The sequence below is a fragment of the Saccharopolyspora hattusasensis genome, from assembly GCF_050972075.1.
Classification (GTDB): domain Bacteria; phylum Actinomycetota; class Actinomycetes; order Mycobacteriales; family Pseudonocardiaceae; genus Saccharopolyspora; species Saccharopolyspora hattusasensis.
Window position 1 is genome coordinate 1,146,289 of sequence record NZ_JBPCDC010000001.1, and the last position, 22,056, is coordinate 1,168,344.

Here is a 22,056-nt window from a genome sequence, read left to right on the forward strand (position 1 = left end):
GCCCTCAGCACGCCACGCATCCTGCCAAGCGTTTGAGTCAACCCCGCCCCCCTTTCCACGCACCCATTCCAGTCCTTCCGCAGTCGTCTTGGCCCCTCCCTCCGTTTGAGCCCGCACCACCCACCGACCCAACTCCTCCCGAGGAATCCCGGGCCGATGAACCTGCTTCTCCTTCCCGCCCTCAGCACGCCACGCATCCAGCCAAGCTTTTGTGTCAACCCCGAACCCCTTTCCCTGCACCCATTTCAGTCCTTCCTCAGCCGTCTTGGCCCCTCCCTCCGTTTGAGCCCGCACAACCCACCCACCCAACTCCTCCCGAGGAATCCCGGGCCGATGAACCTGCTTCTCCTTCCCGCCCTCAGCACGCCACGCATCCTGCCAAGCGTTTGTGTCAACCCCGAACCCCTTTCCACGCACCCATTTCAGTCCTTCCTCAGCCGTCTTGGCCTTTCCCTCCGTTTGAGCCCGCACAACCCACCCACCCAGCTCCTCCCGAGGGATCCCGGGCCGCCGGACCCGCTTCACCCGCCCCGCCTCAGCATCCTGCTGCCCAGAGGGCCCAGAGGCCGCCGCACCACCCAGGCCGGCGGCGGCCTTTCGCTTGCGACCCATCCACCTGATCACCGGGGTCGGATGGGTTCCGTCGGGGTCGGGCGGCGGCGCGGTGCCATCCAGCGTGACCGCGGCACCCAGGTCCGGCCCCGGCCGTCCACAGTGATTCGCCCTCGGAGCCCAGCAACTCCCAGTGGCCGATACCCAGCCCGTTTTCGAACCGCGGCAACAACGTGCCATCCCCCGCGACCGTGACCAGGGTGGCATGCACACGCTTGTCCATGGTTTGAACCACATCGTCGATTGTTGTCCACACCCATGCGCACAGCGCACGCGCGAACCGCTGCGCGAACGTGAACTGGCCCGGCTCTCCTAGTCGATTGGCGGCGCATCCCAGCAGCGCGATGGTCAGTCCCGGGACGAAACACGGGTCTTGCCGCACCTCGTCGGCGAAGACTTCGGGTGACACCTCCCGGCCATCACGCAACACCGCCAACCCACCGGGCGTCACATGCACACCAACGATCTGAGTGCCCGGTAAAACGGGTACCGACCGCTCGGCCTGCGCGATCGTCTCGACAGAATCACCGGGCCCGGCGAACAGCAACGGTTGCGGTCGTGACGCGGGAGTCACCTCCATGGGCAGCTCAACCAGCCACGGCCGGCTTCCGTCCTGAACGGTCCCGACCCCTCCCGCATCTATAGCTCGCCCCGGATACACCTGCCCCGCCCCCCGCTGCGAAGACCCACCCAACGGCTCGCGCTGCCCCGCACCACCCACAACCGACGACACATCCCCAACACCACGCTCCGACGGCCAGGCAGTACGCCCCCAATCCGGCGCACCCGCCAGACCCGCATCCCGCACCTTCTCCGCCAGCATTTCAGCATGCGTCCGCGCCGCCGCGACCGCCTCTAGCTCGGACACACCGTCCTGCCGCGCCTGATGCAACGTCACCGCAACCTGATCCACCACCAAATCAAACACCACCCGCTCCGGCGGCCTCACACCCACAAACCTCGGAGCGAACAAATACGAACTCACCAGCTGCGCAGCCTCCCACTTCAACCTTGCCACCTCGACCTCCAGCCAACCCTGCACCTCAGCAAATCTCCCCCAATCCACCGGCAACAAACCCAGATCGCCAGCAACATCCCCCTCACCAACACCGTCAACCCACTCCCACGGGAATGGATCCTCATCCTCAAAAACAGCAGACCAGTCACCCAAAACCCCACGACGCCACGCCTTCCGCCAAGCGTTTGTCCCAACCCCGAGCCCCCGTCCCCGCACCCATTTCAGTCCTTCCGCAGCCGTCTTGGCCCCTCCCTCCGTTTGAGCCCGCACCACCCACCGACCCAACTCCTCCCGAGGAATCCCGGGCCTCTGAACCTGCTTCTCCTTCCCGCCCTCAGCACGCCACGCATCCAGCCAAGCGTTTTGTGTCAACCCCGAACCCCTTTCCCTGCACCCATTTCAGTCCTGCCGCAGCCGTCTTGGCCCCTCCCTCCGTTTGAGCCCGCACAACCCACCCACCCAACTCCTCCCGAGGAATCCCGGGCCTCTGAACCTGCTTCTCCTTCCCGCCCTCAGCACGCCACGCATCCAGCCAAGCTTTTGTGTCAACCCCGAACCCCTTTCCCTGCACCCATTTCAGTCCTTCCTCAGCCGTCTTGGCCCCTCCCTCCGTTTGAGCCCGCACAACCCACCGAGGCAACTCCTCCCGAGGGATCCCGGGCCTCTGAACCTGCTTCTCCTTCCCGCCCTCAGCACGCCACGCCTCCAGCCAAGCGTTTCTGTCAACCCCGAACCCCTGTCCATTCACCCATTTCAGTCCTTCCTCAGCCGTCTCGGCGCCTCCCTCCGTTTGAGCCCGCACAACCCACCGACCCAGCTCCTCCGGAGGGATCCCGGGCCGCCGGACCCGCTTCACCTTCCCCGCCTCAGCATCCTGCTGCCCAGAGGCCACCGCACCACCCGGGCCGGCGGCGGCCTTTCGCTTGCGACCCATCCACCTGATCACCGGGGTCGGATGGGTTCCGTCGGTGTAGGGCGGCGGCGCGGTGCCATCCAGCGTGACCGCGGCACCCAGGTCCGGCCCGGCCGTCCACAGTGATTCGCCCTCGGAGCCCAGCAGGTCCCAGTGGCCGATACCCAGCCCGTTTTCGAACCGCGGCAACAACGTGCCATCCCCCGCGACCGTGACCAGGGTGGCATGCACACGCTTGTCCATGGTTTGAACCACATCGTCGATTGTTGTCCACACCCATGCGCACAGCGCACGCGCGAACCGCTGCGCGAACGTGAACTGGCCCGGCTCTCCTAGTCGATTGGCGGCACATCCCAGCAGCGCGATGGTCAGTCCCGGGACAAAACGCGGGTCTTGTCGCACCTCGTCGGCGAAGACTTCGGGTGACACCTCCCGGCCATCACGCAACACCGCCAACCCACCGGGCGTCACATGCACACCGACGATCTGAGTGCCCGGTAAAACGGGTACCGACTCGGCGGCCTGCGCGATCGTCTCGACAGAATCACCGGGCCCGGCGAACAGCAACGGTTGCGGTCGTGACGCGGGAGTCACCTCCACGGGCAGCTCAACCGGCCACGGCCGGCTTCCGTCCTGAACGGTCCCGACCCCTCCCGCATCAGCATCCTGCTGCCCAAAAGCCACCACACCACCCACAGCCGACGACACATCCCCAACACCACGCTCCGACGGCCGGGCAGTACGGCCCCAATCCGGCGCACCCGCCAGACCCGCATCCCGCACCTTCTCCGCCAGCACTTCCGCATGCGTCCGCGCCGCCGCAACCGCCTCTAGCTCGGACACACCGTCCTGCCGTGCCTGATGCAACGTCACCGCAACCTGATCCACCACCAAATCAAACACCACCCGCTCCGGCGGCCTCACACCCACAAACCCCGGAGCGAACAAATACGAACTCACCAGCTGCGCAGCCTCCCACTTCAACCTCGCCACCTCAACCTCCAGCCAACCCTGCACCTCAGCAAATCTCCCCCAATCCACCGCCAACAAACCCAGATCACCAGCGACATCCCCCTCACCAACACCGTCAAACCACTCCCACGGGAATGGATCCTCATCCTCAAAAACAGCAGACCAGTCACCCAAAACCCCACGACGCCACGCCTCCAGCCAAGCGTTTGTCCCAACCCCGAGCCCCTGTCCACGCACCCATTTCAGTCCTTCCGCAGCCGTCTTGGCCCCTCCCTCCGTTTGAGCCCGCACAACCCACCGACCCAACTCCTCCCGAGGAATCCCGGGCCGCCGAACCTGAACCCGCTTCTCCTTCCCGCCCTCAGCACGCCACGCATCCTGCCAAGCGTTTCTGTTAACCCCGACCCCCTGTCCCTGCACCCATTTCAGTCCTTCCGCAGTCGTCTTGGCCTTTCCCTCCGTTTGAGCCCGCACAACCCACCGAGGCAACTCCTCCGGAGGGATCCCGGGCCGATGAACCTGCTTCTCCTTCCCGCCCTCAGCACGCCACGCATCCAGCCAAGCGTTTGAGTCAACCCCGAACCCCTTTCCACGCACCCATTTCAATCCTGCCGCAGCCGACTTGGCCTTTCCCTCCGTTTGAGCCCGCACCACCCACCGAGGCAATTCCTCCGGAGGAATCCCGGGCCGATGAACCTGCTTCTCCTTCCCGCCCTCAGCACGCCACGCATCCAGCCAAGCGGTTCTCTCAACCCCGACCCCCTGTCCCTGCACCCATTCCCGTCCTTCCGCAGCCGTCTCGGCCCCTCCCTCCGTTTGAGCCCGCACAACCCACCCACCCAACTCCTCCCGAGGAATCCCGGGCCGCCGGGCCTGCTTCTCCTTCCCGCCCTCAGCACGCCACGCATCCAGCCAAGCTTTTGTGTCAACCCCGAACCCCTGTCCCTGCACCCATTCCCGTCCTTCCGCAGCCGTCTTGGCCCCTCCCTCCGTTTGAGCCCGCACCACCCACCGAGGCAACTCCTCCGGAGGAATCCCGGGCCGATGAACCTGCTTCTCCTTCCCGCCCTCAGCACGCCACGCATCCAGCCAAACATTTTTCCCCGCCCCGAACCCCTGTCCCTGCACCCATTCCCGTCCTTCCGCAGCCGTCTTGGCCCCTCCCTCCGTTTGCGCCCGCACAACCCACCCACCCAACTCCTCCGGAGGGATCCCGGGCCGCCGGACCCGCTTCACCCGCCCCGCCTCAGCATCCTGCTGCCCAGAGGCCGCCGCACCACCCAGGCCGGCGGCGGCCTTTCGCTTGCGACCCATCCACCTGATCACCGGGGTCGGATGGGTTCCGTCGGTGTCGGGCGGCGGCGCGGTGCCATCCAGCGTGACCGCGGCACCCAGGTCCGGCCCCGACCTCCACAGTGATTCGCCCTCGGAGCCCAGCAACTCCCAGTGGCCGATACCCAGCCCGTTTTCGAACCGCGGCAACAACGTGCCATCCCCCGCGACCGTGACCAGGGTGGCATGCACACGCTTGTCCATGGTTTGAACCACATCGTCGATTGTTGTCCACACCCATGCGCACAGCGCACGCGCGAACCGCTGCGCGAACGTGAACTGGCCCGGCTCTCCTAGTCGATTGGCGGCGCATCCCAGCAGCGCGATGGTCAGTCCCGGGACAAAACGCGGGTCTTGTCGCACCTCGTCGGCGAAGACTTCGGGTGACACCTCCCGGCCATCACGCAACACCGCCAACCCACCGGGCGTCACATGCACACCAACGATCTGAGTGCCCGGTAAAACGGGTACCGACCGCTCGGCCTGCGCGATCGTCTCGACGGAATCACCGGGCCCGGCGAACAGCAACGGTTGCGGTCGTGACGCGGGAGTCACCTCCATGGGCAGCTCAACCGGCCACGGCCGGCTTCCGTCCTGAACGGTCCCGGCCCCTCCCGCATCAGCATCCTGCTGCCCAAAAGCCACCACACCACCCACAGCCGACGACACATCCCCAACACCACGCTCCGACGGCCGGGCAGTACGGCCCCAATCCGGCGCACCCGCCAGACCCGCATCCCGCACCTTCTCCGCCAGCACTTCCGCATGCGTCCGCGCCGCCGCAACCGCCTCTAGCTCGGACACACCGTCCTGCCGTGCCTGATGCAACGTCACCGCAACCTGATCCACCACCAAATCAAACACCACCCGCTCCGGCGGCCTCACACCCACAAACCTCGGAGCGAACAAGTACGAACTCACCAGCTGCGCAGCCTCCCACTTCAACCTCGCCACCTCAACCTCCGGCCAACCCTGCACCTCAGCAAATCTCCCCCAATCCACCGGCAACAAACCCAGATCGCCAGCAACATCCCCCTCACCAACACCGTCAAACCACTCCCACGGGAATGGATCCTCATCCTCAAAAACAGCAGACCAGTCACCCAAAACCCCACGACGCCACGCCTCCCGCCAAGCGTTTGTCCCAACCCCGAGCCCCTGTCCACGCACCCATTTCAGTCCTTCCTCAGCCGTCTTGGCCCCTCCCTCCGTTTGAGCCCGCACAACCCACCCACCCAACTCCTCCCGAGGAATCCCGGGCCTCTGAACCCGCTTCGCCTTCCCGCCCTCAGCACGCCACGCATCCCCCCAAGCGTTTGAGTCAACCCCGACCCCCTGTCCCTGCACCCATTTCAGTCCTTCCTCAGCCGTCTTGGCCCCTCCCTCCGTTTGAGCCCGCACCACCCACCGAGGCAACTCCTCCCGAGGAATCCCGGGCCTCTGAACCTGCTTCTCCTTCCCGCCCTCAGCACGCCACGCATCCAGCCAAACATTTTTCCCCGCCCCGAACCCCTGTCCCTGCACCCATTCCCGTCCTTCCGCAGCCGTCTTGGCCCCTCCCTCCGTTTGCGCCCGCACCACCCACCCACCCAACTCCTCCGGAGGGATCCCGGGCCGCCGGACCCGCTTCACCTTCCCCGCCTCAGCATCCTGCTGCCCAGAGGCCACCGCACCACCCAGGCCGGCGGCGGCCTTTCGCTTGCGACCCATCCACCTGATCACCGGGGTCGGATGGGTTCCGTCGGTGTCGGGCGGCAGCGCGGTGCCATCCAGCGTGACCGCGGCACCCAGGTCCGGCCCGGCCGTCCACAGTGATTCGCCCTCGGAGCCCAGCAACTCCCAGTGGCCGATACCCAGCCCGTTTTCGAACCGCGGCAACAACGTGCCATCCCCCGCGACCGTGACCAGGGTGGCATGCACACGCTTGTCCCTGGTTTGAACCACATCGTCGATTGTTGTCCACACCCATGCGCACAGCGCACGCGCGAACCGCTGCGCGAACGTGAACTGGCCCGGCTCTCCTAGTCGATTGGCGGCGCATCCCAGCAGCGCGATGGTCAGTCCCGGGACAAAACGCGGGTCTTGCCGCACCTCGTCGGCGAAGACTTCGGGTGACACCTCCCGGCCATCACGCAACACCGCCAACCCACCGGGCGTCACATGCACACCGACGATCTGAGTGCCCGGTAAAACGGGTACCGACCGCTCGGCCTGCGCGATCGTCTCGACGGAATCACCGGGCCCGGCGAACAGCAACGGTTGCGGTCGTGACGCGGGAGTCACCTCCATGGGCAGCTCAACCGGCCACGGCCGGCTTCCGTCCTGAACGGTCCCGGCCCCTCCCGCATCAGCATCCTGCTGCCCAAAAGCCACCACACCACCCACAACCGACGACACATCCCCAACACCACGCTCCGACGGCCAGGCAGTACGCCCCCAATCCGGCGCACCCGCCAGACCCGCATCCCGCACCTTCTCCGCCAGCACTTCAGCATGCGTCCGCGCCGCCGCAACCGGCTCGGACACACCGTCCTGCCGTGCCTGATGCAACGTCACCGCAACCTGATCCACCACCAAATCAAACACCACCCGCTCCGGCGGCCTCACACCCACAAACCCCGGAGCGAACAAAAACGAACTCACCAGCTGCGCAGCCTCCCACTTCAACCTCGCCACCTCAACCTCCGGCCAACCCTGCACCTCAGCAAATCTCCCCCAATCCACCGGCAACAAACCCAGATCGCCAGCAACATCCCCCCCACCAACACCGTCAAACCACTCCCACGGGAATGGATCCTCATCCTCAAAAACAGCAGACCAGTCACCCAAAACCCCACGACGCCACGCCTTCCGCCAAGCGTTTGTCCCAACCCCGAGCCCCTGTCCACGCACCCATTTCAGTCCTTCCTCAACCGTCTTGGCCCCTCCCTCCGTTTGAGCCCGCACAACCCACCGACCCAACTCCTCCCGAGGAATCCCGGGCCGATGAACCCGCTTCGCCTTCCCGCCCTCAGCACGCCACGCATCCTCCCAAGCGTTTGCGTTAACCCCGAACCCCTGTCCATTCACCCATTCCCGTCCTTCCTTAGCCGTCTTGGCCTTTCCCTCCGTTTGAGCCCGCACAACCCACCGAGGCAACTCCTCCCGAGGGATCCCGGGCCGCCGGACCTGCTTCTCCTTCCCGCCCTCAGCACGCCACGCATCCAGCCAAGCGGTTCTGTCAACCCCGAACTCCTGTCCATTCACCCATTTCAGTCCTTCCTCAGCCGTCTCGGCGCCTCCCTCCGTTTGAGCCCGCACAACCCACCCACCCAGCTCCTCCGGAGGGATCCCGGGCCGCCGGACCCGCTTCACCCGCCCCGCCTCAGCATCCTGCTGCCCAGAGGCCACCGCACCACCCAGGCCGGCGGCCTTTCGCTTGCGACCCATCCACCTGATCACCGGGGTCGGATGGGTTCCGTCGGGATAGACCGGCGGCGCGGTGCCATCCAGCGTGACCGCGGCACCCAGGTCCGGCCCCGACCTCCACAGTGATTCGCCCTCGGAGCCCAGCAACTCCCAGTGGCCGATACCCAGCCCGTTTTCGAACCGCGGCAACAACGTGCCATCCCCCGCGACCGTGACCAGGGTGGCATGCACACGCTTGTCCATGGTTTGAACCACATCGTCGATTGTTGTCCACACCCATGCGCACAGCGCACGCGCGAACCGCTGCGCGAACGTGAACTGGCCCGGCTCTCGTAGTCGATTGGCGGCGCATCCCAGCAGCGCGATGGTCAGTCCCGGGACAAAACGCAGGTCTTGCCGCACCTCGTCGGCGAAGACTTCGGGTGACACCTCCCGGCCATCACGCAACACCGCCAACCCACCGGGCGTCACATGCACACCAACGATCTGAGTGCCCGGTAAAACGGGTACCGACCGCTCGGCCTGCGCGATCGTCTCGACGGAATCACCGGGCCCGGCGAACAGCAGCGGTTGCGGTCGTGACGCGGGAGTCACCTCCATGGGCAGCTCAACCGGCCACGGCCGGCTTCCGTCCTGAGCGGTCCCGGCCCCTCCCGCATCTATAGCTCGCCCCGGATACACCTGCCCCGCCCCCCGCTGCGAAGACCCACCCAACGGCTCGCGCTGCCCCGCACCACCCACAACCGACGACACATCCCCAACACCACGCTCCGACGGCCAGGCAGTACGCCCCCAATCCGGCGCACCCGCCAGACCCGCATCCCGCACCTTCTCCGCCAGCACTTCAGCATGCGTCCGCGCCGCCGCAACCGGCTCGGACACACCATCCTGCCGCGCCTGATGCAACGTCACCGCAACCTGATCCACCACCAAATCAAACACCACCCGCTCCGGCGGCCTCACACCCACAAACCCCGGAGCGAACAAAAACGAACTCACCAGCTGCGCAGCCTCCCACTTCAACCTCGCCACCTCGACCTCCAGCCAACCCTGCACCTCAGCAAATCTCCCCCAATCCACCGGCAACAAACCCAGATCGCCAGCAACATCCCCCTCACCAACACCGTCAACCCACCCCCACGGGAATGGATCCTCATCCTCAAAAACAGCAGACCAGTCACCCAAAACCCCACGACGCCACGCCTCCAGCCAAGCGTTTGTCCCAACCCCGAGCCCCCGTCCCTGCACCCATTTCAGTCCTTCCTCAGCCGTCTTGGCCCCTCCCTCCGTTTGAGCCCGCACAACCCACCGACCCAACTCCTCCCGAGGAATCCCGGGCCGCCGGGCCCGCTTCTCGTTCCCGCCCTCAGCACGCCACGCATCCAGCCAAGCGTTTCTGTCAACCCCGACCCCCTTTCCACGCACCCATTCCAGTCCTTCCTCAGCCGTCTTGGCCCCTCCCTCCGTTTGAGCCCGCACCACCCACCCACCCAACTCCTCCCGAGGAATCCCGGGCCGCCGGGCCCGCTTCTCGTTCCCGCCCTCAGCACGCCACGCATCCAGCCAAGCTTTACTCTTAACCCCGAACCCCTGTCCCTGCACCCATTCCAGTCCTTCCTCAACCGACTCGGCCTTTCCCTCCGTTTTAGCCCGCACAACCCACCCACCCAACTCCTCCGGAGGAATCCCGGGCCGCCGAACCCGCTTCACCTTCCCCGCCTCAGCATCCTGCTGCCCAGAGGGCCCAGAGGCCCCCGCACCACCCGGGCCGGCGGCGGCCTTTCGCTTGCGACCCATCCACCTGATCACCGGGGTGGGGTGGGTTCCGTCGGTGTAGCGCGGCGGGGCGGTGTCGTCCGGTGTGACCGCGGCAGCCAGGTCCGGTCCGGCCGTCCGCTCTGGTTGGCCTTCGGGGTCTAGCAGGTCCCAGTGGCCGGTGCCCTGCCCGTCTTTGAACCGCGGCAGCAACGTGCCGTCCCCGGCGACCGTGACCTGGGTGGCGTGCACACGCTTGTCCGTGGTTTGAACCACATCGTCGGTTGTTGTCCACATGTGTTGGCGCAGTGCTCGGGCGAGCCGCTGCGCGAACGTGGGTTGGCCCGGCTCTGGTTCTCGGTTGGCGGCGCAGCCCAGCAGCGCGATGGTCAGCCCCGGGAGGAAGCGCGGGTCTTGTCGCACCTCGTCGGCGAAGACTTCGGGCGTCACCTCCCGGCCATCGGGCAGCACCGCCAGCCCACCGGGCGTCACATGCACACCGACGGGTTGGATGTCCGCCGGCAGGTGGGGTGCCGACCGTGCAGCCTGTGCGATCGTCTCGGGGGAATCCTCGGGGCCGGCGAACAGCAGGGGTTGCGGTCGTGGGGTGGGGGTCACCTCGGTGGGGGGATCGACCGGTCGGGGCCGGCTGCCGTCGGCGCGGTGCAGCATCCATTTCGGGCCCCGGCCCCGGTTGACCCGTGCCAGCACGTCCGCGCCGCTACGGTCGCGCCGGGTGGTGACCTCGGTGTTGGGGATGATGGTGTCGTCGTGCCCGAGGACCAGTAGTGGTTTGCTGCCCTCTGGGCGGGTGGCGGCGTGATACGACGAGCGGGTCCAGGTGGTGTAGTCGGCGGTGTCGGTGGCCCCGTGGATGGCCAGACTTACCGGCGCGCTGCGTGCGCCCCAGCGGAAGTCGGATCGTGGCGCGGTTCCCGCTTGTGCCGGGGTGCCGGTACTGGCCAGTGCTGCGACGAGGTCCGCGCCGGGAAGCCGGCGGGTGCCGCCCGCGGCCGCCAGCAGGTGCCAGTGCCCGGCGGTGGCGGAGCGGACCTCACCGCCGAGTATCGCTTCGGCCCGTTCGCTCCAGGTCGGCGCCCCACCGCGAACGAAAGACAAATTGCCGGTGACCACTCGGCCGTCGATGACATGCCAGACCTCGTGATCAGCCGCGATCACGTCGACACCGAGGGTGTCACGCAGCCCGGCCGCATCGGAGAGCTCCAGCGTTCCCTCAGTTCCCACCAGCACGATCGGCCGTCTGGCCCAGCCCGGTAGCCGCTCGATCCGCGCGGACAGCTCGGGCACGGTGAGGGTGCCGCCGGAGGCGGTCAGCCCGACCACCAAGTGGCCACGGACCTTGGGCAGCAGCCCGGCTGCGTGCTCATCGCCGGTGTGGGGTGTCCAGACCGCGGGCAGCGCGGCCGGGCCCGGGCCCGGGGCCGGTGCGGTAGCGGGGGCCGGGGCCGGTGCGGTAGCGGTATCCGGCGTCACATGCACACCCACCACCTGCACACCCCGCAAACCGCTGGCCAACTCCACCACCGGCGCAACCGACCCGAGATCATCATTTTTGCCCCCGAACACCGCCGGCTCCAGACTCAACCACCGCTCGAGATCCCGCATCCGCTCCAGTTGCGAGTCAATCAAGAGCAGCTCCTCCGGGGTCCAGTTCCCCTTTTGCGCCATCGCCTTCGCTTGCACGACCCCGGCACGCACATCCGGACGGAAATCCGCCGGCAACACCGACAAATGCCCCTCCACACGACCAACCAACCCCACGAACTCAACAACCCCAGACGACCTGACAACCTCGGCCAACCACCGCTCGACCTTCCGCATCCCCGCCAGCATCCGATCCTCCGGGGTCCTCCCCTGCTGCGCCATCGCCCTCGCTTGCACGACCATGGCACGCACATCCGGACGGAAATCCGCCGGCAACACCGACAAATGCCCCTCCAACCGCCCAACCAACCCCACCAACTCAACAACCCCAGCCGGCGTCTCCCGATCCGCACCCTCGTTTCGCCTGGCCGTTGCGCCGCTCCCCATATCGTCGTTCTCAATCGCGGCCAACTCCGCCTCCACGGCCGCGATACTCCCCTGCACCTTCGCCCACTCTGCCCCGTGAACGTCAACCGACTCCACCAACTTCGCCCGCTGAGTCTTGAACGTCGCCAGCAACGTATACGCCTTCTTGCGGGCCCTATTCTTCTTCTCCCTTTCCGCATTCTTTGCCTTCCGGTCCGCCTCCAGTTTCGCAATCGCGGGCAACTTTGCTTGCACCTCCGCGATACGCCCCGGCAACCCCTCCAACTCCTCCAACTCCTCCCCCCGAGTCTCGTTACGCGCCGTCAACGTCTCCAACTTCGCCTGCCGAGCCATGAGCTCCCTCAGCGACTTACTCTCCTGCGCCCAGTCTTCCTTATAGCGGTCCTTGTGCTTACGGGCGTTTGCGTTCTTCTGGTTGCGCATCCGCTTATATTTCTGCAGCACCTCCTGCGCAGCCGCTTCAGCCCGCTTCAACGCCTCCCACTCACTCCGGGACTCCTTATGGGACTCCGGCAACGTATCCGGATCCGCCTGCAGAACCTCCGTAAACCCCGGCAACTCCTCCAACTCAGCTAGGCCAGCCCGAGCCGCCGCCAGCGACTCCTCCGCATCCGCAACCTTCTGCTTCTTCCTTTCCTCGTAGCTTCTGTCAACACCTGCACGCTTTGCCTTCTCGGCCGTCTGGTCGTCCGTGATCCTCTGCAGCTCTTCCCGCGCATCCTGTACTTTCTGCTGCAGCTCAGCCGCGTCCAACTCCTGCGACGCCGCCAACGAAGCCTGAACAGAGTTAGAGTTAGGCCGCTTCAAAACCGCCTCCAACTCCGCAACCCGCGCAGCCTTCGCCGCTTTCTTGCGATGCCACTGCTCCCTCCTTCTTGCCTTCCTTTCCTCGTTTCCCGCACTGCTGGTCCGGCTTGGTCCTGGTGTGCCCGCCCACCTGAACACCGGGGCCGGGGGTGCTCCTTGCGCATAACTCGGCGCCAGCGTGCCGTTGACCGCCGTCCGCAACTCCGAACCATGCGCATCCACCTCCCTGCCGCGCAGCTCCGGCAACGCCTTCAACGCCGCCTGCCGAGCGTTGACCGCCGCCCGCAACTCCGAACCATGCGCCTCCAACTTGCCATCGCGAGAACGGAGGTACCACTGGCCGGTTCCCTTGCCATTGTCAAACACCGGAAAAATACGACCATCCTGCGTCGCAACCGTTTCCGTAGCGTGAATCGCAGCATCAGCGGTCTGCCACACGTCGGACTCGGTGGTCCACATCCACTCCACACCCGCCGCGTCCGCGAACCGTTTCGCAAACGAGTCCTCTCCTCCCGGCGGCTGCCGCAACGCACCACAAGCCAAAAACGCCACCGGCACACCCGGCACAAAACGCGCGTCCCTCAGCACCCGCGCCGCGAAGTCCTCAGGCGTTTCAAAAACGCCATCCGCCAACTCCGCCCACCCATCCGGCGTCACATGCACACCCACCACCTGCACACCCCGCAAACCGCTGGCCAACTTCACCACGCCGGGATCAACTTCGAACACAACCGGCTCCAGACGCAACCACTGCTCGAGATCCCGCATCCGCTCCAGTTGCGAGTCAATCAAGAGCAGCTCCTCCGGGGTCCAGTTCCCCTTCTGCGCCATCGCCTTCGCTTGCACGACCCCGGCACGCACATCCGGACGGAAATCCGACGGCAACACCGACAAATGCCCCTCCACACGCCCAACCAACCCCACGAACTCAACAACCCCAGACGACCTGACAACCTCGGCCAACCACCGCTCGACCTTCCGCATCCCCGCCAGCATCCGATCCTCCGGGGTCCTCCCCTGCCGCGCCATCGCCCTCGCTTGCACGACCATGGCACGCACATCCGGACGGAAATCCGACGGCAACACCGACAAATGCCCCTCCACACGACCAACCAACCCCACCAACTCAACAACCCCAGACGACCTGACAACCTCACTCAACCACCGCTCGAGCTCCCGCATCTCCGCCAGCTTCGAATCAATCGCGGGCGGATCCGCCCGGGTCCAGCTTCCCTTCTTCACCATCGCCCACGCTTCCTCAACCTGGACACGCAAATCCGGACGGAAATCCGCCGACAACACCGACAAATGCCCCTCCACACGCCCAACCAACCCCACCAACTCAACAACCCCAGCCGGCGCCTCCCGATCCGCACCCCCGTTTCCCCTGGCCGTTGCGCCGCTCCCCATATCGTCGTTCGCAATCGCGGCCAACTCCGCCTCCACGTCCGCGATACTCCCCTGCACCTCCTCCCCCAACGGATTCGCCTTCCTGCGGGCCTTACGCACGTCTTTCGAATTCTTTGCCTTCCGGTCCGCCTCCAGTTTCGCAATCGCGGGCAACTTTGCTTGCACCTCCGCGATACGCCCCGGCAACCCCGCCAACTCCGCCAACTCCTCCCCCCGAGTCTCGTTAGGCGCCGTCAACGCCTCCAACTTCGCCTGCCGAGCCATGAGCTCCCTCAGCGACTTACTCTCCTGCGCCCACTCATCCTTATAGCGGTCCTTGGACTTACGCTTTCGTGCGGCATCCTGATTGCGCATCCGCTCACCTTTCTGCAGCACCTTCTGCGCCGCCGCTTCAGCCCGCTTCAACGCCTCCCACTTCCTCCGGGACTTCTTATGGGACTCCGGCAACGTATCCGGATCCGCCTGCAGAACCTCCGTAAACCCCGGCAACTCCTCCAACTTAGCTAGGCCAGCCCGAGCCGCCGCCAGCGACGCCTCCGCATCCGCAACCTTCTGCTTCTTCCTTTCCATGTACCTTTTCTGAGCATCTACATGCTTTGCTTTCTCGGCCGTCTGGTCGTCCGCGATCTTCTGCAGCTCCGCCTGCGCATCCTGTTCCTTCTGCTGCAGCTCCCCCCACTGCCTCAGCTTAGCCGCATCCAACTCCTGCGACGCCGCCAACGAAGCCTGACGAGAGTTAGCCCGCTTCAGAAACGCCTCCAACTCCGCAACCCGCGCAGCCTTCTCCACTCTCTTGCGATGCCACTGCTCCCTCTTTCTTGCATTACTCTTCTCGTTTTGCGCAGTCGCGTTCCCGCTTGGTCCTGGTGTGCCCGCGTGTTCCCTCTCGAGCTGTTCTCTCTCGCCGACGACACTCTCGGCGTCATCGGTCGCCGCATTTCCCGACACACCCGCGGTGGACTCCGGCTGCATGTCCCTAACCGGCCCCGGCTCCGGCTCCGCGCCCTCAATCACGGGCGATGCCTCGAGCCTCAGATGCTTCAGTTGCTCCAGGAACCGCTGCGCATCCCCTATCCGATCCTCCTGATCTGCATTCGTCAGCAGCCGATGCGCGATCGCATCCCACAATTCGTGATCATCATCCGGTATTATTTCCACGAAGTGCCGGTAGACCTCACCGACCAAATCATGATTTTGACCAGGCGGTACGTACAGCTGCGCTAACGTGCCGCCTGCTTTATCGAAAATCTTCCGCAATTCCCGGTTCGCGTTCGCTCGGCGAACGGCAGCCTCGACTTCCATTGCCCGGCTGCGGATCGCGGTTAAATCTCCTCTTATAGCCAACCACTCCGCGATCTTGGTTTCATATTCGTCCCGCAGGGCAGCGTTTTCCTCCTCCTCCAAAATCTGCCGCAGAGACTCCACCGCATCTTGCAAATCGCGGATCGCAAGAACACTGGCGCCCCAAGAATCCTGAGATCTGTAGAACCGCTTCCCCAAACTGGCAGTGTATGTCCCGCGACGCAGGTCCTCAAGTGCCGCATTTCGCAGCACCTCGTTGACAGCCTTATCGTCTTGCAACCCGCTCAGCGCCTTGCCAATCGTCAGGCGGCGCCAATGCATCAGGTTTGCTTTAGATTGTTTGTTTTCAGGCAACGGCCCCATCCCGGCGGAAAGCAAGTTGTCGGCCGTATGCGGTTCCGCACCGCCGGTCAGGTCACCAGCCAGGTAACGGGCCAGTTCCCACCGCAACTGCCGCAACTGCGGATCGTCCTGTGGGTTCGTCATCAACTGCTGCAACTGCTGATCATCCCGCAGGTTATTCCGCCTCATCAGCAACTCGTGTGCCATCACATCCCGGAAGGGCTCCGACTCCTTAAGAGGCCCCAAGGCCTGGTTCGCCTGAGCACGCAAAAGGTCCACGGCTTCTTGATCTTCGGCGGCGTGGGTCCACTTCCGCAACTCCTGACCGGCCTTCTCGAATTTGTGTTGTATCGAGCTAATCCGGGAAATAACGTCCAGCGCTAGATCATCAGCGACCCCGCGCACCATCGGGGCATCAGCCTCCGCCGGGTTCGCAGCACGAACTGCCTGCCAACGCGCCTCTTCCGCTTTCGCCGTCTCGAACTCGTCGGGAGTCAAACCACTGACCGCCACGCCAAGGTCAGGGTCACCGGCCAGGTAACCGGCCATTATCCCGCGCACCGCCTGAGCACCACGACGGTCACCCGGATGCTCACCCAACCACTTCGCCAGCACAGTCCGGAACCGCAACGACACACTTAGCGGCCCCAAGACCCCGTCCGCATTAGCCAACAACCTGTCCACAGCATCACGACCCACGATCCCGGCCCACTTATCCAACCGTATCGCGTCCCGCTCGTACCACTCATCCCAGTCCCGCACCGCCTTCAACCCATGTAGTTTTCGCTCGAACTCCCGGGGGTCCACTTGATTCCCCGGATTTTTCAGCATGTGATATGCCATTACATCCCGGAGACCGTTATGGCCCTCAAGAGCTTCCATGTGCGGCTTCACTGCATCTATCAGTTGGTCTACTGGTAGCTCCTGCTCGCGCATGCTGTCCAGCCCAGCGTTCGCTTCAGCGATCAACGCACTCAGCTTGGCCGCCGCAGAAGACTCCCCGGACCGCCCCGCTACCCTAGCGGACTCACCAGCAGACGAAGCCCCTCCCGCGCCCAACCGCGCAGCCCGCGACTTACGCTGATTCTCCCTCCACTTACGAACGCGTTCCGCGTGAAGGACACGCAAACGCTTATCCTCCGCCTCACGCAGGTCGAGCTTCTTCTGCATTGACGCGATACTCTGCGGCAGCTCCTCCAGCCGATTCTCCCGCTGCGTCCGCAAATCCGCATCCGCCGCATCCGCCCACCCCGGCGACTCCTCCAACGAAGCCAGTTCAGCCTGAGCCCGCTGCAGCGACACCTCCAACTCCGCAATCTCCGCACGCCGCGCCGCCGTCTTGTCGGCCCGACGCTGGTTGGAACTTTTCCTCCGCCTTTCAAGCCTTTGCTCAACCGTCTCGGTCGGCTTCCGTCTTCGATTGCCCTGCCGCTTCTTGGTCACCTGGGCCGGGTGTCCCTCCACATTGCGCGCATCCGACGAAGATCCCGACGGACCGCCGTCCGCGGTGTGTTCCGCCGGACCGGCTCCGGCGTGGATGACCGGTTCGCTGCGCCGCGTACCCAGCCTGTCCGCCAGATCCCGGGAAAACTCCACCACCTGGTGATCCTGGTGATCCTCGCCGAGATCGCGGCGCTTGGCGGCGACCAGCGCCACCACATCCTCCAGCGGCACGACAGCATCCCCACGAGCCAACCCCGCGACGTCATGCGCGAGCCACACAATCTGCCCCGCCGTCTCCTTTTCGTCGCTGGACAGGTCCAGCTTCTGCGCCTGGTCGATCGCGTGGTTCAGTTCCTCCTGCGTCCACTGCCCCACCGGTATCCGACTGGTATCCCGCACCGTGCCCGCCCCGGCACCGGGCGTGACCGCCGCGGGCTGTACCTCCCCAGCCACCGACCTCTCCTGGACAGACCCCGTCCCGGTAGCCGATGCCTCACCCCCGGCCACCGTCTTGCCACCGGCGGCGGCCGGGAACGTTGCCGAGGCGTCCGCCAGACCGGCCACGCCCCCACTCCGCCCGCCGGCCAGCACCCCGGCACCAGGCCCGGCCAGCGGCTTGGGACGAGAACCATCCGCGGGGAACACCATGAACCGCGGCTCGCGCCCGGCCTGTCCCGGCATCATCGCGACAACGTTGCGGCCCAAATCCCGCGCCAGTGCCGGCCCCTGACCCGATGGCACCACCACACCCGCGTCCGGATCGCTGTCGGACACCAGCAGCACCGGCCCGCCCGTGGAACCCGCGGCACCCTGCACGAACTCCACCAACCTGCCACCAGCAACCACCTCCGCGGACACCGGCACCCGCACCGTGTCCGCCGGCAAGCCCGCCAGCACCGCCGCCGGATCCCGATGCAGAGACGGCGCCGCCTGCGACCCCTCCCCCGGCAGCGTCACCGAATCCGGCGACACCACCGCCTCATCTTGGCGATGCGAATCCCCACGCCCCGCAACCGAGTCCACACCGGGGTCCCCATCGCGGCCGGTCACCCCACCCGGCGACCCCGGATGCCCCCCAGGCACACGACCGCCGGAGTCCGCAGCAGACCCGGACCCGACAGCCTCCGGGCGCGAGGGATCCGCAGGCACACCACCGGGGCCCACGACAGACCCGGACCCGACAGCCTCCGGGCGCGAGGGATCCGCAGGCACATCAGAAGCATGTGGGGTCACCGTCGGGGGGTCTGGTGTCTTCGAGGCAGACACCTCCAGCGGCCGCTTTCCGGGCACGGCCTGATCGTCACCGGGATCCGGACTGTACGGCGGCGGCGGTGTGCCCGGCCGGTCCGGGTCAACACCCGGTACCCCACCGGAATATGCCGGTGGTGGTGTGCCCGGCCGGTGCTGCCCGGAACCGGGCACCACCGGAACATCACGAACCGGGGTCCCGCCCGGCACACCGCCATCGGCACCCCGCTTACCGTCCGTGCCGTCCGTGCCGTCCTTACCGTCCTTACCGTCTGTACCGCCCACAACAACGGCAGACACCACAGCGGAACCGGGCACCACCAGGCCATCACCAGAAGACACCGACACCGCAGCCGAATCCACCGACCCGGTATCCGAGAACACAGAGTCCACATCAGACACACTCGAGGAATCCGAGCCGGCCCCGGAATCCGAGCCGGCCCAGCCATCCGATCGCGAACCATCCGATTGCGAGCCATCCGATTGCGAGGCATCGGATGGGATGAACGTGCTGTCTTTGTCTGGGGAGCCAGGGATGTCCCCTGTCTGCGACCCGGACCCTGCCCCCGGCAGCGGGGTCTTCTCCCCACCGGACCCGCCACCATCGCCGCTGCCGCCGTCCCCCCGGCCGGTGCCCTCGAGGTACGGGCTCGGGCCTTCCGGGTGCAGCTTGCCCCGCAACGCCAAACCCGCCAGAGTGCCCAGACCGCTGAACACCGTCTCGAACCCACCCGCCGACAACGAATACGGGTTCCACGTCAACGGCCCACCCTGCAACAACTGATACAACGCTTCCCCGAAAAACTCCGACAACGAACCCGCCACCGCGTCCCCGAACCCGCTGCCCATCTTCACCAACCACATCGTCCCCACCTGCATCCCCGCATAGTTATCCAGGCTCTTGCCCACCGCGTCCGCGAACTTCGCCATCGCCGACACCGGATACAACTCCGCGTGCTCGGCCACCGCTTTCTTCACCGCCGCCTCCAGGATCGCCGCGTCCACGTCATCGCCCAGGCCCTTCACCAGCACCTTCGTCAACGTGTTGCTGACCAGACCGCCTACCGCCGACATCGGCAGCGCCACCAACGCCGAGAACGCCCCCATCCCCGCCGCCTGCTCGGTCAGCGTCCTATCCCACTTCTGAGCCGATTTCTCACCCAGCATCGTCAGCTGGGCCGGCACATCCGGCAGCACGTTGAAGACCACACCACCAGCCGCCATCATCGCCAACCGCGTGAACAACTGCCCCCACCACGTCGTCAACCGAAGCCGCATCACCGCCATCCGCGCCGCCAGCCACAACAGCGACGCACCACCGGTCGCCCCCGCGAACTGCATCGCCCACGCCATCTCTATCCACAGCAATTGCAGGCTATAAATCGTCATCAACTTCAGATACCGCACCTGCTGCGACGTCGTCCGCACGAACACCGCTAAATCCAGTAACCCCGCCTGACCCGAGGACAACAACCCATCAAAAATCCCCAACCCGTCCGCGAACCGGTCCGCCGCCCTCCCCGAAAACTCCGTCCGCACCTTCCCCACCAACTCCGCCACCAACCCCCTCACCTCACCCAGCTCCGCCGCACCCGACTCCAACGCATCCGCCACCGCGAATAACGCACCCTCATCCGCATCCGTCATATCCTCACCGGTCAACACCTGAAAAAGCCGCCGCACCCCCTCCGGCACCATGATCGACGAAAACATCACACCCACCCCGCCCCAACGCCACCACAACCCAAGCCAGCAACGATATACGCGGCAAGCAGCCCTTCCGCCCCGCCGGTAACCAGCCCTGTGACCCGCGAGCGCGGTGACGCACCAAAACCCAGTAGCCGGGCGGCCTCAGCCGCCCGGCACCCGAACCACAACACGCCCCTCACAACGAGAACATGGCTCCTTCCAGCAAGAACATGCACCACTCCACTCAAATCCATAAAGCTATCACTTGCGGGCGGACACGCTCACGAGCGAACGGGGGAACTACAACACGTATTCGTACTAACGAGCCAAAGCGCATGACACGGAACTCGACAAGCCCACCTCGCCGTCACAGCGGTACACCAACCACGCCTCCACCTTTTCAACAGCCCCAGCGTATTCGTCCGCCGCGACCTCCGACGGCAGCAGCCCGCCGACGGAATCATCTTGCCGGCAGCGGAAACGCGCCACCACAAGCACAGCCACCTCGGCGTCATTCCGCTCGGCGACAGTCCCGCGTAGACCGTCGAGAAAGGCCACAGCGTGATCCACATAACCGCATACAGCAGGTCACCAGCCAGTTCACGCCCGGTTAAGCTGACGACGCAACCACACCACGGCCCGGGTCCCCACACCCCCGTCCACAACGGTCCCGGCCGCATCCGCCCCACGTAGCGCACGTCACAACCTCCGCACCGGGGAAATACGCCGCCAGCATCCGATCCCACCAGCCCGGCGTCTCGCCGGCCGGATCCCACGGCAGCGCCGAGGCAAGCCGGCAATTCACCGCGGCACCCGTCGCGATCACACAGTTACGTGCGTTGACCCGCCGAGAGGGCCGCCTCCTCACCCCTCAACACCACACGCTCAATAGGTGTCGTGCAACCAGGAACGCGCCCGCTCCGCGAGCTCGTTCATGCCGCTCCGCCACTCACCCGCCAGACCATCTCCAGCGCAGTATGAGCCCATCTACCCAGCCTCCAAACCCCTTACCCGAAGAGCACCGCACCACATGCCCGCCCAGACCACCGGAGCTTCCCGCGCACCATAGAGACATCGCCGATAGGCAGCGACGGAGCCGCAACGGCGACATCTTTGATCAACAGATCAGAAAGGGCTCGGCCCGGAACTTCCGGGAACGAGCCCGCCAACCACACAACTCCTCCAGGAGCTGGGCGTCAACCAAGGCACACCGGAACTCGATCGGCGAGCCCCTGAGTGCAAGACTCTCCTACCCGCTCAATGAGTGTGCGCGGGCACCACTGAGTGACCTCCCGCACATGCCCACAACCTTCTCGACCGTGAAGGGCCCGTCACCGCGTGGTGACGGGCCCTTCCGTGTGATGGAAAACCTATGCGGTGTAGGCGATTGCGTCGAATTCGTGGTTGATGACGCCATCCTGGAACGCCAGCAGTTCGGCATCGGTGAACACCAACTCGACGGCTGCCCAGCCGCGACGGCGGAACACGTACATACCGTCCGCATCGCGGCGAGTGACCTCCAAGCACAGCCCCTCGGCGCAGCCCTCACGAGCACCGGCTAAGAACGCATCGAACTCCTCGGCAGTGAACACCAGCCGATGGTCATCCGGCCCACCGAACACCGTCTTGTCGTCACGCAGCTCGACCCAACCATCCCGGCGGGCGACACACACGCAATCCTTATCAGGGCGGCTTTTGCTGGCCTTCCGGAATTCCGTCTCCGCGAAGGTAAACGAGGGAGCTGTGTTCATCG

General features: G+C 65.6%; 5 protein-coding genes. All 5 read right to left on the reverse strand.

Annotated elements, in window-relative coordinates; all coding sequences use genetic code 11:
• Positions 1-525 (reverse strand): hypothetical protein (locus ACRXBZ_RS05305; protein ID WP_433878058.1); only part of this gene is annotated, 525 nt, incomplete at its 3' end.
• Positions 526-535: 10 nt separating this feature from the next.
• Positions 536-2,002, reverse strand: a complete 1,467-nt coding sequence (locus tag ACRXBZ_RS05310) for a DUF8616 domain-containing protein (protein WP_433878059.1) — start codon at positions 2,000-2,002, stop codon at positions 536-538.
• A complete protein-coding gene (locus ACRXBZ_RS05315; protein ID WP_433878060.1) occupies positions 1,965-20,327 on the reverse strand; it encodes a DUF8616 domain-containing protein in 18,363 nt (6,120 codons plus the stop codon). Before ACRXBZ_RS05315 ends, ACRXBZ_RS05310 begins: the two co-directional genes overlap by 38 nt.
• Positions 20,328-20,913: 586 nt before the next feature.
• Positions 20,914-21,171, reverse strand: a complete 258-nt coding sequence (locus tag ACRXBZ_RS42145) for a toxin glutamine deamidase domain-containing protein (RefSeq protein ID WP_490885421.1) — start codon at positions 21,169-21,171, stop codon at positions 20,914-20,916.
• A 502-nt stretch (positions 21,172-21,673) separates the two neighbouring features.
• Positions 21,674-22,054, reverse strand: a complete 381-nt coding sequence (locus ACRXBZ_RS05320; RefSeq protein ID WP_433878061.1) for a DUF397 domain-containing protein — start codon at positions 22,052-22,054, stop codon at positions 21,674-21,676.
• Positions 22,055-22,056: the final 2 nt, after the last annotated feature.

Excerpts from the sequence above, each read along its gene's own strand:
- ACRXBZ_RS05315 (WP_433878060.1), bottom strand. The coding sequence starts at position 20,327 with ATGTTTTCGTCGATCATGGTGCCGGAGGGGGTGCGGCGGCTTTTTCAG.
- ACRXBZ_RS05320 (WP_433878061.1), bottom strand. The coding sequence starts at position 22,054 with ATGAACACAGCTCCCTCGTTTACCTTCGCGGAGACGGAATTCCGGAAG.